Genomic DNA, 13,048 nt, shown 5'->3' on the forward strand with positions numbered 1-13,048 from the left:
GGGAGGGCCGGGTGAACGCCGTGCTCGGGCTGCTCGCCGTCCTGCTGCTGACCGTCGCCACCGGGTACTTCGTGGCGCAGGAGTTCGCGTTCGTCACCGCGGACCGCCCGGTCCTCGACCAGCGCGCGGCGGAGGGCGACCGGGCGGCCGCGCGGGCGCTGCGGGTGATGGGGCGGCTGTCGTTCATGCTGTCGGGCGCCCAGCTCGGCATCACGGTCACCGCACTGGTGGTGGGGTTCATCGCCAAGCCCGCGCTGGCCGACCTGATCGCCCCGGCGCTGCGCGCGGGCGGGGTACCGGACGCGGCGACCGGCACCGTCGCGGTGGCGCTCGGGTTCGCGTTGGCCACCGTGATCCAGATGGTGCTGGGCGAGCTGTTCCCCAAGAACCTGGCGCTGGCCCGGGCGGAGCGGCTGGCGCGCGCGCTCGCGGCGTCCACCGCCGTCTACCTGGTGGTCGCCGGGCCGGTGATCCGGCTGTTCGACGCGGCCGCGAACCGGCTCGTGCGCGCGGTGGGCATCGAGCCGGTGGAGGAACTGCACCACGGCGCGACGCTGGAGGAGCTCGGGCGCATGATCGGTGAGTCCGGCGAGAAGCTCCAGGCGGGCCACGCCGATCTGCTGGAGCGGGCGCTGCTGTTCTCCGACCTGGACGCCGAGGAGGTCATGGTCCCGCGCGTCGACGTGGTGACCGTGCACGCGTCCGCGGCCGCCGCCGAGCTGGACGACGTCATCTCCGCGAGCGGGCACTCCCGCTACCCGGTCGTCGGTGAGAGCGTCGACGACGTCGTCGGGGTCGTCGGGCTGGAGGAGCTGATCATGCTCGGCCCGGAGGACACCGGCCGCACCGAGGTCCGCGACATCGTCAGGGCACCGCTGCTGCTGCCGTCGTCGCTGCCGCTGCCGGACGTGGTGCTCCGGCTGCAGAGCGCCGCCGCGCCGCTGGCCTGCGTGGTCGACGAGTACGGCGGCTTCGCCGGGATCCTCACCTGGGAGGACGTCGCCGAGGAGCTGGTCGGGGAGATCGCCGATGAGAACGAGCCCGGCGACGACCTCGCGATCCGGACCGGCGAATGGTGGACGACCGACGCCGGGCTGCGGATGGACGAGGTCGCCCACGAGACGGGCATCGACCTGCCCGAGGGCGACTACGAGACCGTCGCGGGCCTGCTGCTGAAGCGGCTGGGCCGGGTGGCCGAGCCCGGGGACGTGGTCACCGTGGACCTTCCGCCGACGCGGCTGGACGAGCCGCCCCGCACCGCCGTGGTCGAGGTCCTGACCATCCACCGGCACGTGCCGGAACTGATCCGCATCCGCACCGTCGAGGAGGGCCGGTGAACCTCGCCCTCGGCGCGCTCGTCACGCTGGCGCTGCTGGCCGGCAACGGGTTCTTCGTCGCCACCGAGTTCGCGCTGGTGGCGGCCAGGCGGCCCCGCCTGGAGCGGGCCGCCGCGCGCGGCGGCCGGGCCGCGTCCGCCGCGGTCGCCGGGATCGACGAGCTGTCGCTGACCCTCGCCGGGGCGCAGCTCGGCATCACGATGTGCTCGCTCGGTCTCGGCCTGGTCTCCGAGCCGGTGTTCGCGGCGACCCTGACGCCGCCGATCCACGCCGCGGGCCTGCCGGACGGGGCGGCGCACGCGGTCGCGTTCGTCCTCGCCCTCGCGGTGGTGACGTTCCTGCACATGGTCGTCGGCGAGATGGCGCCGAAGTCGTGGGCGATCACCGACCCGGAGCGCTCCGCGGTCGTGCTGGGCCTGCCGTTCCGCGGGTTCGCCACGGCCGCCCGCCCGGTGCTGGCCGCCCTGAACGGCGCGTCGAACCTGATGCTGCGCGTGGTCGGCATCCGGCCGGCCGATTCGCGGGAGGTGTCGCGGACGCCGGAGCAGCTGCGCAGCATCGCGCAGGACTCGCGGCGGCTCGGGCTGATCGAGGAGACCGAGCTGACGCTGATCACCAACGCGCTGGACGCGCCTCGCGCACCGCTGACCGACCTGGTCGTGCCGGTCTCGGAGATCGTGTCCGTCCCGGCCACGGCGACGCCGCAGGAGGTCGTCGACACCGCCGCCCGGACCGGGTGTCTCCGGATCATGCTGCGGGGCTCGGGGCGGCGGGCCGCCCGCATGGTGCACGTCCGCGACGCCTACCTGGCCCGTGCGCGCGGCCGCGAGACCCCGGCCCGCGACCTGGCGCATCCGGTGCCGGCGGTGCCGGTCGACACGCCGGTCGGCGAGGCCGTCGCCACGCTGAAGGCGCACCACAGCCATCTCGGCCTGGCCGTGGCCCCGGACGGCCGCATCTCCGGCCTGGTCACCCTCGACGACCTCCTCACCACCCTGCTGACGGTCCGCTGACCGCACCCGTCGTCAACGTTGGTTGACATCGACGCGATGTCAACCTACATTGACGGCATGAGCGATGGAGTGAAGCTCGCCCAGGAGGCGAGCAGCCGGGACCCCGCGGTCGGACTGCGGGCCGTGCGCGCGCTGCGCGAACTGGCCGAACGGCTGGAGGCCCTCCAGGTCGCCAGCGCCCGCGACCAGGGCTGGTCCTGGCAGGAGATCGCGGTCTGCCTCGGCGTGAGCAGGCAGGCCGTCCACAAGAAGCACGGCGGCGGGCGCCGCCTTCTCAGGAAGGAGCAGTAACGCGATGTTCGAGCGTTTCACCGAGGACGCGCGGGCGGCCGTCATCGGCGCCCAGTCGGAGGCCCGCGACCTGGGCGACCACCACATCGGCACCGAGCACGTCCTGCTTTCGGTGCTGCGCGGCGACGACGCCGTGGCCCGCGCGCTCCGCGAGCACGGGCTGGCCGCCGACGACCTGCGCACCCGGATCGCCCGCGTCAACGCCACCGGCGGAGACGTGCTCGACTCCGATGCGCTGAAGAGCATCGGCATCGACCTCGACGCCGTCCGGGAGGCCACCGAGGAGACCTTCGGCGAGGGCGCCCTCGACGTCCCCGCCGGGAGGCTCTCACGCCTGCGCGGGGGGCACATCCCCTTCACACCGAAGGCGAAGAAGGCCCTGGAGCTGAGCCTGCGGCACGCGATCAGGCTCAAGCAGAAGGAGATCCGCAAGGGGCACATCCTGCTCGGCATCCTGCACGACGACGGCTTCCTGTCGGTACGGCTCGCGACCGAGGCGGGGGCCGACGTCCGGGAGCTGCGCGCCCACGTCGACCGGCTGATGAGCTCCGCCGCGGCCTGACCCGCCCCGGCGGAGCCGCGTCGAATCACGCCAGCGGCGCGCGGCCTCCCAGCCCCGGACCAGCTCCGCGGTGGCGTCACCGGCCAGGCCGACGTTCAGGCCCCTGCTCGCTCTGCTCGACCTGGACGCCCACCGGCCGCAGGTCGGGGACGCGGTCCCCGGTAGAGGGCGTCGCGCTCCGGCATCCGCTCGTGCTGTGAACCCGCGGGTTCCCGCCGTTCCCGATCAGCTCCCGAACGCGTCGGTGAGGGCCGCGACGCAGGCCGACCTGCGGCGCGGATCGTCCGGGAAGCGGCGCCGGCACTCCGCGACGATCCACGACGGCACCGCGGGCCGCGAGTCGCGCGGGGTGGCCCGGGGACCTGGCCGTGGCCGGGAACGAGGCGGCCGCCGCCCCTGCGCGGGGACCGCGTCCGCTCGGCGGGACGGCCGCTTCCGCGTCGCGGAGAGGCTCTCGGACGACACGTCGCTCGGCTCGGGCGCCGCCCGCCCAGGCGAAGGGATCGTGGAGGACGGCGGCGCCGTACGCGCGGGCGACGGCGTGGCCGCGCCGGGCGTCAGCGTGCGGGCCGGGGACGAACGCATCGCCCCGTGACCGACGGCGACGACCAGCCCGGCGCCCAGCACGAGCACGACGGCGACGGACGGACGCGGCGACCGCAACGGACGCGGGCGGCCGGGGGGACGGGGCTCGGCGCGGGTGAACCCGGCGGGCGGAAGGTCAGAGGAAAGACGCACCATCCGATCGTCACGCTACGCGCCCACTCCGACACGGAGAATCGCGCCGACCGTTGCCGCCTCGATACAACCGCTACTCGGCCGGCGCGACCGTGAAGCGGCGCAGGCCGAGCGCCGGGTTCTTCTCGCGGACGGCGGCGACGCGCTCGGGCGACACCTCCCCCGCCACGACACCGGGGCTCTCCCCCAGCCCGGCCGCGACCACGCCCATCGGGTCCACGATCATGCTGTTGCCGGCGCCGGTCGGGGCGCACTGGCCGGCCGCGGCCACGTAGATCGTGTTCTCGATGGCGCGGGCCCGGGCCAGCGTCCGCCAGTGGTCCTCCTTCAGCGGCCCCGGCACCCAGGCAGCGGGCAGCGCGAGCACGTCGGCGCCCGCGTCCACGATCCGCCGCGTCACCTCCGGGAACCGGACGTCGTAGCAGGTCTGCATGCCGAACGTGACGCCCTCGGCGGTGAACGTCTCCGGGTTCGCGATGTCGCCGTGCCGGACCAGCGCCGACTCCTTGTAGCCGAACGCGTCGTACAGGTGGATCTTGCGGTACTCGGCGACGATGTCCCCGCCGGGGCCGGCGGCGACGAGCGTGTTGGAGATGCGGTCCGGCTCGTCCAGCCGCTCGTTCATCCCCGCGACGACGTGCACGCCGAGCCGCCGGGCCAGCTCCCCGAGCCCGCCGGCGAACGGGCCGTCCAGGGGTTCGGCCGAGTCGACGAACCGCTCGTCCATCTTCGGCGCCGTGAACATGGCGAACTCGGGGAACACCACGACCTTCGCCCCGCGTCCGGCGGCCTCGCCCGCGAGCTTGCCGATCGCCGCCAGGTTCTCGTCCTTGTTGACGCCGGGCGCGAACTGCGCCACCGCGACCTGCACCATCCCTTGCCTCCCTGTGTCACATCCGGTCGACGCCGGTCACGCGGATGACGGCCTCGCCCTCCTGGTCGGAGCCCGCAAGGTCGACCTCGGCGCTGATGCCCCAGTCGTGATGCCCCTCGGGGTCGTCGAACACCTGCCGGACCCGCCACAGCGCGTCCTGCGGGACCTCCTCGATCTGCAGCAGCTTCGGCCCCCGCGCGTCCGGCCCGGTGAACAGCTCGTCGTGCTCGGCGAAATACCCGTCCATGGCCTCGGCCCACGCGTCGGCGCCGAAGTCCGGGTCCATCTCGCCCAGCTCCCGGAACCGCTCCAGCGCGGCCAGCTCCACCCGGCGGAACAGCGCGTTGCGCACCAGCACCCGGAACGCCCGCGTGTTCGCGGTCACCTTCGTGATCCGCTCCTCGATCGGCTCGTCCAGGTCCTCGTCGGCCGGGTTCGCGAGCTGCTCCCACTCGTCCAGCAGGCTGGAGTCGACCTGCCGCACCAGTTCCCCCAGCCACTCGATCAGGTCGATCAGATCATCGGTCTTGATCGACTCCGGGACGGTCTGCTGCAGCGCCTTGTAGGCCCCCGACAGGTACCGCAGGACGAGACCCTCGCCCCTGGCCAGCTCGTAGAACCCGATGTACTCGGTGAACGTCATCGCCCGCTCGTACATGTCCCGCACGACCGACTTGGGGCGCAGCGGATGGTCCCCGACCCACGGATGCCCGGCCCGGTAGATCTCGTACGCGGCGTCGAGCTCCTCCTCCAGCGGCTTCGGATGGTCGACGTCCTGGAGCAGCTCCATCCGCTCCTCGTACTCGATGCCCTCCGCCTTCATCTCCGCGACGGCCTCGCCCCGCGCCTTGTTGACCTGCGCCGCGATGATCTGCCGCGGGTCCTCCAGCGTCGCCTCGATGACCGACAGCACGTCCAGCGCGTACGACGGCGAGGCCGGGTCCAGGATCTCGAACGTGGCGAGCGCGAACGTCGACAGCGCCTGGTTGAGCGCGAAGTCCTCCTGCAGGTCCACGGTGACCCGCGCGTACCTGCCCAGATCGTCGGGCTCGGGCAGGACCTCGACCACACCGCCCGCCAGCAGCGACCGGTAGATCGCGATGGCCCGCGAAATGTGCCTGCGCCGCGCCGCCGGCTCCTCGTGGTTGTCGGTCAGCAGCCGCTTCATCGCCTGGTACGCGTTGCCCGGACGCGCGATCACCGACAGCAGCATCGCGTGGCTGACCTGGAACCGCGACCGGAGCATCTCCGGCTCGGCCTCCTGCAGCTTCTTGAAGACGTCCTCGTCCCACCCGACGAAACCCTCGGGCGCCTTCTTCCGCTGCACCTTGCGCCGCTTCTTCGGGTCGTCCCCCGCCCGAGCCAGTGCTTTCTCGTTCTCCACCACATGCTCGGGCGCCTGCGCGACGACGAACCCGACCGTGTCGAACCCGGCCCGCCCGGCCCGCCCGGCGATCTGGTGGAACTCCCTCGCCCGGAGCCGCCGCACCCGGTGCCCGTCGTACTTGCTCAGCGCGGTGAACACCACCGTCCGGATGGGAACGTTGACGCCCACGCCCAGCGTGTCCGTCCCGCAGATGACCTTCAGCAGCCCCGCCTGCGCGAGCCGCTCCACGAGCCGCCGGTACTTCGGCAGCATCCCCGCGTGATGCACCCCGATCCCGTGCCGCACGAACCGCGACAGGTTCCGCCCGAACTTCGTCGTGAACCGGAAGTTGCCGATCAGCTCCGCGATCCGGGCCTTCTCCGCCTTCGTGCACACGTTGATGCTCATCAGCGACTGCGCCCGCTCGATCGCCGCCGCCTGGGTGAAATGCACCAGATACACCGGCGCCTTCTGCTCGGCCAGCAGCTCCTCGATCGTCTCGTGCAGCGGCGTCACCCGGTAGTCGTAGATCAGCGGGACGGGCCGCTCCGCGGACGTCACCCACGCCGTCTGCCGCCCCGTCCGCCGCGTGATGTCCTTCTGGAAGAACGCGACGTCCCCGAGCGTGGCCGACATCAGCAGGAACTGCGCCTGCGGCAGCTCCAGCAGCGGGATCTGCCACGCCCACCCCCGCTCGGGCTCGGAGTAGAAGTGGAACTCGTCCATCACCACGACACCGATGTCGGCGTCGGCGCCGTCCCTGAGCGCCATGTTGGCCAGCACCTCGGCCGTACAGCACACGATCGGTGCGTCCGCGTTCACACTGGCGTCGCCCGTCATCATCCCGACGTTGTCGCGCCCGAACATCTCGCACAGGTCGAAGAACTTCTCCGACACCAGCGCCTTGATCGGCGCGGTGTAGAACCCCACCTGCCCCCGGCCCAGCGCCGCGAACAACGCCCCGGCCGCCACCAGGCTCTTCCCGGACCCCGTCGGCGTCGACAGGATCACGTTCGCGCCCGACACGACCTCGATGAGCGCCTCCTCCTGCGCGGGATACAACGTGATCCCGCGCCCCGACACCCATCGTTCGAACGCCTCGAACAACGAATCGGCGTCGGCGTCGTTTCCAGAGGGAAGCTCATCGATAAGGCTCACCCCTCCATCCTGCCCCCGCGCACCCACTGCCCGCGTCACCGCCGCCGCTTCCACCCGGTGAACGCCACCGCGGCCCCGATCCCGGCCGCCGCCATGTTGAGCACCCCGCCGATCATCGGCGCCAGCTCCACGACCGTCTGCATGACCACCACTCCCGTCCCGTTTCCCGCGAACGAGAACAGCCTGCGCCGGTCCACCCACCTCCGGGCGTGCGCTGATGTGACGTCCTGCGCGTCCTCCCGAGATCACACCTCTGACCTGGTGTTCCTCACCGAGATACAGCACAGGGGCGCACACCCCGCCTCACGCCACAGCGTGACCGAACCGGGCTGCGAGCGGCGCGAGATCGGGCTCCCCGAACACCTCGCGCATGGCCTTGAACGCCGCGACCTTGTCCTCGCCGTATCGCCGTACATGAACGGCATACGTCTCGGCGCTGACGAAGGACGGCGGACTCGTCTTGCTATGGAACTTGTCCGCGTACATCACCAGCCGCTCCTCGCCGGTTTCGGCCACATAGTCACCGGCCGGCACGGGCAGCCCCTGCCGCTCGACGTCGTCCCGCGTCAGCCCCATCCCGGTGTGACGGGAACAGAACCGGCAGATCTCCTCGGGGAACCCCTCGCCACGAAGCAGCTCATGCCCCAGCACCCCGTGCCGCACGTACCCCTTGTGATCGAGTTGCCCACTCATGTCGTACAGCCGATACACCCCGACGTCATGCAGCAGGCACCCGGCCCGCACAAGGTCCACGTCGACCTCAAGGCCGGCGGTCCCGATGATCTGCTCGGCGATCTCACACACGATCACACAGTGCGTGTAGACGACCTCGAACGCTCCCCGGCTCGGCGCACACCTCTCATGCAACGCCCGGATCTCACCATCCGTAGGAACCCACACCCCGCAACCCTACGGCTCAGGTCACCCGAGGCAGCCTCCGCAGAGCCTCCGCAACACTCTCATCCACATCCGGAACGTCCATCCCCAACCACCGCAACCGCTCCGCCGCCTCCCGCACACTGATCCCCGTCTTCCGCGATACCTTGAGCAGGTGGAGGAGTGACACGGGCTCATCTGCGTCCAGCCATGGAGTGCCGTAGTTCTGGGAGTACCGCAGCAGTACGAGGTCGGCTGGGATGGCCGCCTCCGGAATGTCCCCAGCGGGCAGGAGCATTCCGCATACGGCCAGCCGCTCGGCCGCCGTCCTGGGGCCGATCCCCAACTCGACGGAAGCCCGGACCAGGTGCCCTCGAGGTACAGGCTGCTTCGGGTCCAGCCACCGACCGGTGACGCCGAAGTTACGAGACAACAAGCGCAGGGTCGCTTCATCGGGCTTCGCGGGAAACGGCCCATTGGGAACCCTCAAGCCGTACTCGGCGAGACGCGCCGCCGCATACTCCGGGTCTACCTCCGCCTTGGTGCTGATGACCAGGAGACTCGGGACCGAAATCTCCTCATCGGCTGACCACCAACCGGGGCCCGCGTCGCCGTCCCGGCTGAGCAACGTCAAATCCCGGTCGGCGACCCGATCGGGGAGCCGGTCGGGTACCGGGACACCATAGGCGGCCAAACGCGCGGCGACCTCGGGTACCGGGAGTCCGAGCGCGATCGAAGCCCGAGCCAGGTGCGCCGGAGCGAGCGGAGCCCGAGGGTCGAATTCGTCCCGCTCCACGTCACCGAGTCTCCAGTCGAACAGTTTGCCGTCCTCCTCGGACGGCCTGTTCGGCAACGAGAGGGCTTCGGCACGGAAGTCGAAGGCGGCCAACCGTTCACAAACGTCCGATACCGGCATATCGAGATCTCGTGCACTTCTGACCACATGGCTGGCGGGCAAGGGCTGCGGCCTGCCGTTGATCGGGGTCACTTCACCTGCGTGCCAACTGAGCAGACGCAGATCCCGAGACGTCGGTACATCCATGGTCGGCGCAGCCGATGGAAGGCGATGCCCGTAGCCTTCGAGCCGGTCCCGCAACTCCCGCAATCCGATCCCGAACTGGAGAGCGACCGCCACGACGTGCCCAAGGGGAACCGGATCGGCCAGGTCGAGCCAACGGGGCCTGCCGCTGCGCTCCTCGCTCAGCACCACGAGATCTGTGCTGTCGGCGGACACACCGAACCGTTCTGGTTCGATCTCAACGATGCCCAACTCAAGCGCACGACGTGCCACATCTCTGGGGGTGGCTCCGGTCAACAGTGCCACCCAGAGGATGTGCCCGGGATGACTTCGCACGTCATCCCACGTCCACTCCCAGTCGGTCATGGACAGGGAGATTTCCGGGTGAATGTACTCGTTGAATCCAAGGAGAAAAATATCGGACGGCAACGCGCGCTGGACCGGTCCTGGGGTTTCGGCCTGCTCCGTGAGAACCGATTCCGATCCATGTGCCGCCAATCTCCAAAGCAGCACATGGTCATTCATATAAGGGCCGAAGTCCCAGTGCCAGTAGTTGGCTCCCTCCTCCCTGAACTCCTGCATCGCGTCGTCGCCGTCCTGGACCAGGTGGGAGTCCTGAAGGAAGCATCCGACGCGTGCGATGTCCACGGCCCCGGTTCTGGTGACGAATTCGATGCGCGCGGCGGCGGCAGCTTCACTGATGATGTCGCCGAGCCGCGGGCTGGCCTCTGTGACACCACTCACCCACCGCATGTGCAGCAAGGGCCGGCCCGCCCCGATCAGTTCGCTCATGGCCGACCGCAACAGGTGCTCGGCGTCCTCCGAAGCGTCAGAAAGGACAGACCGCCGATCCACGGAGAGGCGTTCGGGAACGCGTTGCCCGGTGAGGTTGACCACCGCGCCGCGCAGAGTTCCCTTCTCCAGTCCGGCGAAGATGCCGCGTCGGACGGCCGGCTGCACGTAGATGCCGTCCACCAGGATTCCGCCGCCCTTCTCGCACCAGACGACCTGCCCACCGCCATCCGGGGCGGTCCAGGGAACGAGTCTGCCGTGGACGTTGAGGCCGTCGGTTTCCCAAGACGGGCGGACCCGGGGCTTGAGAACAGCCGGCTCCCAGACTTCGCTCTGGGAGCCGTGCTCGGCCACTGTCCGGAACTCCGCGATGCCCAGGAGCCGGCGCAACTCCTCCACACAGGACGGCGCGTCCTCTCCGTCGCGGAGGTAAAGCTTCACCGACGTCCCCGGAGAATGATCAATGGGCAGGTGCTCGATGCGGAACAGGTGGCCGGGGCCGAAGATGGAGACCTTCAAAGTCGGGTGCGGGCGGTGTCCGCGGTCCAGGGGGCGGGTGATGACGTCGATCTCATCGGCGATCATGAAGTAGCTCAGGACGCCGATGCCGAAGCGGCTGTTGGGGTGGAACGGGATGGGCGGGTCGGCGCTCTGCCAGTCGGCGGACTCGACCAGGAACTCGGTGGTGTCGGTGAATCTGGTGCCGGCCTGTGAGAAGACATCGGTGAGGACGGCTTCCGTCATGCCGATTCCGTTGTCGCGGCATTCGAGGTAGTCGCGACCATTCTCATCGACGCCCTGAAGGAAGTGGATACGGCCTTCCCAGTCGTCCAGCCAGTCACCCCGGCCTCGGTAGGCGTGACGGGCCCGGCGATAACGGCAGGCGTCGAGGGCGTTCTGGTACAGCTCGCGGACGGCGAGGCCACGATCCTGGTAGAGCTGCTCCCCCATCAGCAGATCCTGGACGCGGCGTTCGTCGAGGCGGAAGCGGCTCACTCGCTGGAAGAGCAGGCGGCCGTCATCATCGGCACCGGGCCTGACGTCGTCGGCCGTCGCGCGGGAGGGCAGCCGGGTGAGGACCTGCATCGTGGAGTGGTCGCCGCATCCTTGCCGGATCGTGTGCAGAAGCGCATCCACCTGGCTCGCGTATTGATGGAGCCCTTCAAGCTCGGCGGGGTGGTGGCAGTCGGCGCGCAGTATGAGGCAGTCCGATTGGAGCACCCATTTCGCCCGGCTCGTCGCGGTCTCTCGCAGCTCGGCCAGATCGACCGGGTGTGGAATGCCCAGATGCCTGACCACGATGTCCGGAAGCCGGACGAGATCGATCGTCAGGGAATAGGCGGCCGTGAGAATCTGTCCGATCAGAAGTTCCCGTACGCGCTGCTCGTGCGGTTCGCCCGCGAACAGGACGGTCTCGAACTGTGGTGCGTTCTTCCGGTCGGTGTCCCCCAGCTCCGACAGGTCGAGTCGCAGGGCGGCCAGGAAGCGCTGGACGGTCTTAGCGCCGAGCACCTCATCACGCATTCGACGATCGGCGATCTCTAGCTTGCTCAGAACTTCCCGAACGGCTCCGAGCGCGTAGGCCCGCGGGAAGCGAGCCACCCAGCGGTGGAACAGCCACCAGCCGATCTCAGGTCCGGCCGTGTCACGGTCGGGAAGGCTGCGGGCCTTCGCCCGGTCGACCAGCTCCCGCTGTCCGCCGAGGAAGGTCTCGTAATCCCGGCGCGCCCCCTCACCGGCGTCGACGTTGAAGTCGAGCGGGTCGATCTCGCGGAGTCCGGCGAGTGTCCGGACCATGTGAACGTGATGCAGCAGCGGGACCAGCACCAGCAGAGCGGCCTCCGCCGGAGACAGATCGCGCAGGCTCGCTGAGAGCGAGGTTCGCAGCAGCCACTCCGTCCACTTGGTGAAGCGCTCGGCCAGTTCGCCGTCCAGCCAAGGATCGTCGTCCAGGGCGGCCTCGGCCTCGCCGCACAACGCGCTGAGGCGCTCGGCGACGGCGATCGTCGCCTCTCTGAACGTGGAGGCGTCGCGTTGCGGGTCGACCAGCGTCCACGCGATGTGCTCCGAAACCTGACGGACCCACGGATGCGGCGCCGGATCAGGCTGGTGCTTCGGCGTCTTCTCGTACAGCCGGACGGCGTCGCGGGCGTCGTCCTCCCCGCCTCCCAGGGCTCGGACGAGTGACGAGAGCTGCGCGGGATCGAGCGGGAGCCGCAAGCCGCGCAGGAAGTCGTTGATGTAGGAAGCGGATTCGATGTGCATCGCGGCGGCGATGTCACGCCGGCTCTTCTGGCCGTTGTCCTGGTGGATCTTGTCGAGATGTTCCAGGAGCCTGCGGTGCGGGCCTTCCTTGGGCCAGTTGGTCTGGTCGATGGGTTGTCCGCGCCCCACACTGCCTCCCTTGCCGCCCGGGAAAAGTGTCTACACCGCCCATAGGCGGCAGACCACCCGAATCGCGCAACAGGCGCTCGGCGGCGGGTTAAGGGCGGGTGGTCCGGCAAGAAAGGTGCTGGACGGAATGAGCGGTTCACACGCAAGGGGGCGGCAGTGGAGAAGAGAGACGAGGCGGACGACAAGGAGCCCGGGGCGAGTTCGGGGTTGGAGGAGCAGGCGCACGAGCGGGTCGTGCCGGGGAGCGAGAGTGCCGCCGAAGGGTATGAGGGGGACGCCGAGAGCGGCACCCGGGACGGTGATCCGATCGCCGGGGTCGAGAGTGAGCCGGAGGAGCCGTGACGTACGACCGGGTCGCGGTCATCACCGGGGCCGATTCCGGGATCGGGAAGGCGACGGCGGTCGCGCTCGCCCGCAACGGGTTCGATGTCGGGATCACCTACCGTTCCGACCGAGAGGGGGCCGAGGGGACGGCGCGGGAGGTCGCGGAGGCGATCGCGTTCCTGGCCGGCCCGGGGGCGTCCTACGTGACGGGGGCTTCGCTGTTCGTGGACGGCGGCCTCGGGCTCATGGGCCCGCAGGCGGCCGGGGCCCTTGAGTCGGCGGAGTGGCGCACGGGCTGAGGGGCG

General features: G+C 70.2%; 12 protein-coding genes. 7 read left to right on the top strand and 5 right to left on the bottom strand.

The genetic code is table 11. The features are described 5' to 3' along the window. Positions 1-11 precede the first annotated feature (11 nt). From ACTWPP_RS16600 to ACTWPP_RS16620, 5 genes are all read left to right on the top strand, one after another. The gene (locus tag ACTWPP_RS16600) at positions 12-1,337 is read left to right on the top strand and encodes a hemolysin family protein (protein WP_443105155.1); all 1,326 of its coding nucleotides are present in this window, start codon (positions 12-14) and stop codon (positions 1,335-1,337) included. After that, positions 1,334-2,350, top strand: a complete 1,017-nt coding sequence (locus ACTWPP_RS16605; RefSeq protein WP_443105156.1) for a hemolysin family protein — start codon at positions 1,334-1,336, stop codon at positions 2,348-2,350. Before ACTWPP_RS16600 ends, ACTWPP_RS16605 begins: the two co-directional genes overlap by 4 nt. A 57-nt stretch (positions 2,351-2,407) precedes the next feature. After that, the gene (locus ACTWPP_RS16610; protein ID WP_443105157.1) at positions 2,408-2,641 is read left to right on the top strand and encodes a helix-turn-helix domain-containing protein; all 234 of its coding nucleotides are present in this window, start codon (positions 2,408-2,410) and stop codon (positions 2,639-2,641) included. A 4-nt stretch (positions 2,642-2,645) separates the two neighbouring features. After that, a complete protein-coding gene (locus ACTWPP_RS16615; protein ID WP_443105158.1) occupies positions 2,646-3,203 on the top strand; it encodes a Clp protease N-terminal domain-containing protein in 558 nt (185 codons plus the stop codon). 196 nt (positions 3,204-3,399) lie between these two features. Next, positions 3,400-3,798, top strand: a complete 399-nt coding sequence (locus tag ACTWPP_RS16620) for a hypothetical protein (RefSeq protein WP_443105159.1) — start codon at positions 3,400-3,402, stop codon at positions 3,796-3,798. A 216-nt stretch (positions 3,799-4,014) separates the two neighbouring features. Here the strand turns inward: ACTWPP_RS16620 and ACTWPP_RS16625 are convergent, their stop codons facing one another. The 5 genes from ACTWPP_RS16625 to ACTWPP_RS16645 all read right to left on the bottom strand — a co-directional run bounded on the left by ACTWPP_RS16625 (position 4,015) and on the right by ACTWPP_RS16645 (position 12,419). Then, positions 4,015-4,815: a carbon-nitrogen hydrolase family protein gene (locus tag ACTWPP_RS16625; RefSeq protein WP_443105160.1), complete on the bottom strand. Its 801-nt coding sequence runs from the start codon at positions 4,813-4,815 to the stop codon at positions 4,015-4,017. A gap of 16 nt (positions 4,816-4,831) precedes the next feature. After that, the gene (locus ACTWPP_RS16630) at positions 4,832-7,339 is read right to left on the bottom strand and encodes a DEAD/DEAH box helicase (RefSeq protein ID WP_443105161.1); all 2,508 of its coding nucleotides are present in this window, start codon (positions 7,337-7,339) and stop codon (positions 4,832-4,834) included. A gap of 35 nt (positions 7,340-7,374) precedes the next feature. Further along, positions 7,375-7,536 carry a hypothetical protein gene (locus tag ACTWPP_RS16635; RefSeq protein ID WP_443105162.1) on the bottom strand — a complete coding sequence of 54 codons (162 nt, stop codon included), beginning with the start codon at positions 7,534-7,536 and terminating at the stop codon, positions 7,375-7,377. Between the two features lie 106 nt (positions 7,537-7,642). Beyond that, positions 7,643-8,239, bottom strand: a complete 597-nt coding sequence (locus tag ACTWPP_RS16640) for an HD domain-containing protein (RefSeq protein WP_443105163.1) — start codon at positions 8,237-8,239, stop codon at positions 7,643-7,645. Between the two features lie 16 nt (positions 8,240-8,255). Beyond that, the gene (locus ACTWPP_RS16645) at positions 8,256-12,419 is read right to left on the bottom strand and encodes a wHTH domain-containing protein (RefSeq protein ID WP_443105164.1); all 4,164 of its coding nucleotides are present in this window, start codon (positions 12,417-12,419) and stop codon (positions 8,256-8,258) included. A gap of 156 nt (positions 12,420-12,575) precedes the next feature. Here ACTWPP_RS16645 and ACTWPP_RS16650 point away from each other — a divergent pair, with 156 nt between their 5' ends. Together ACTWPP_RS16650 and ACTWPP_RS16655 are read left to right on the top strand one after the other, a co-directional pair. After that, complete coding sequence (locus ACTWPP_RS16650) at positions 12,576-12,761, top strand: hypothetical protein (protein ID WP_443105165.1); 186 nt, start codon at positions 12,576-12,578, stop codon at positions 12,759-12,761. After that, positions 12,758-13,042, top strand: a complete 285-nt coding sequence (locus ACTWPP_RS16655) for an SDR family oxidoreductase (protein WP_443105166.1) — start codon at positions 12,758-12,760, stop codon at positions 13,040-13,042. The genes ACTWPP_RS16650 and ACTWPP_RS16655 overlap by 4 nt, the downstream gene beginning before the upstream one ends. The last annotated feature ends 6 nt before the right edge of the window (positions 13,043-13,048 follow it).

The organism is Actinomadura sp. 3N407, assembly GCF_052245875.1.
Lineage (GTDB): Bacteria > Actinomycetota > Actinomycetes > Streptosporangiales > Streptosporangiaceae > Spirillospora.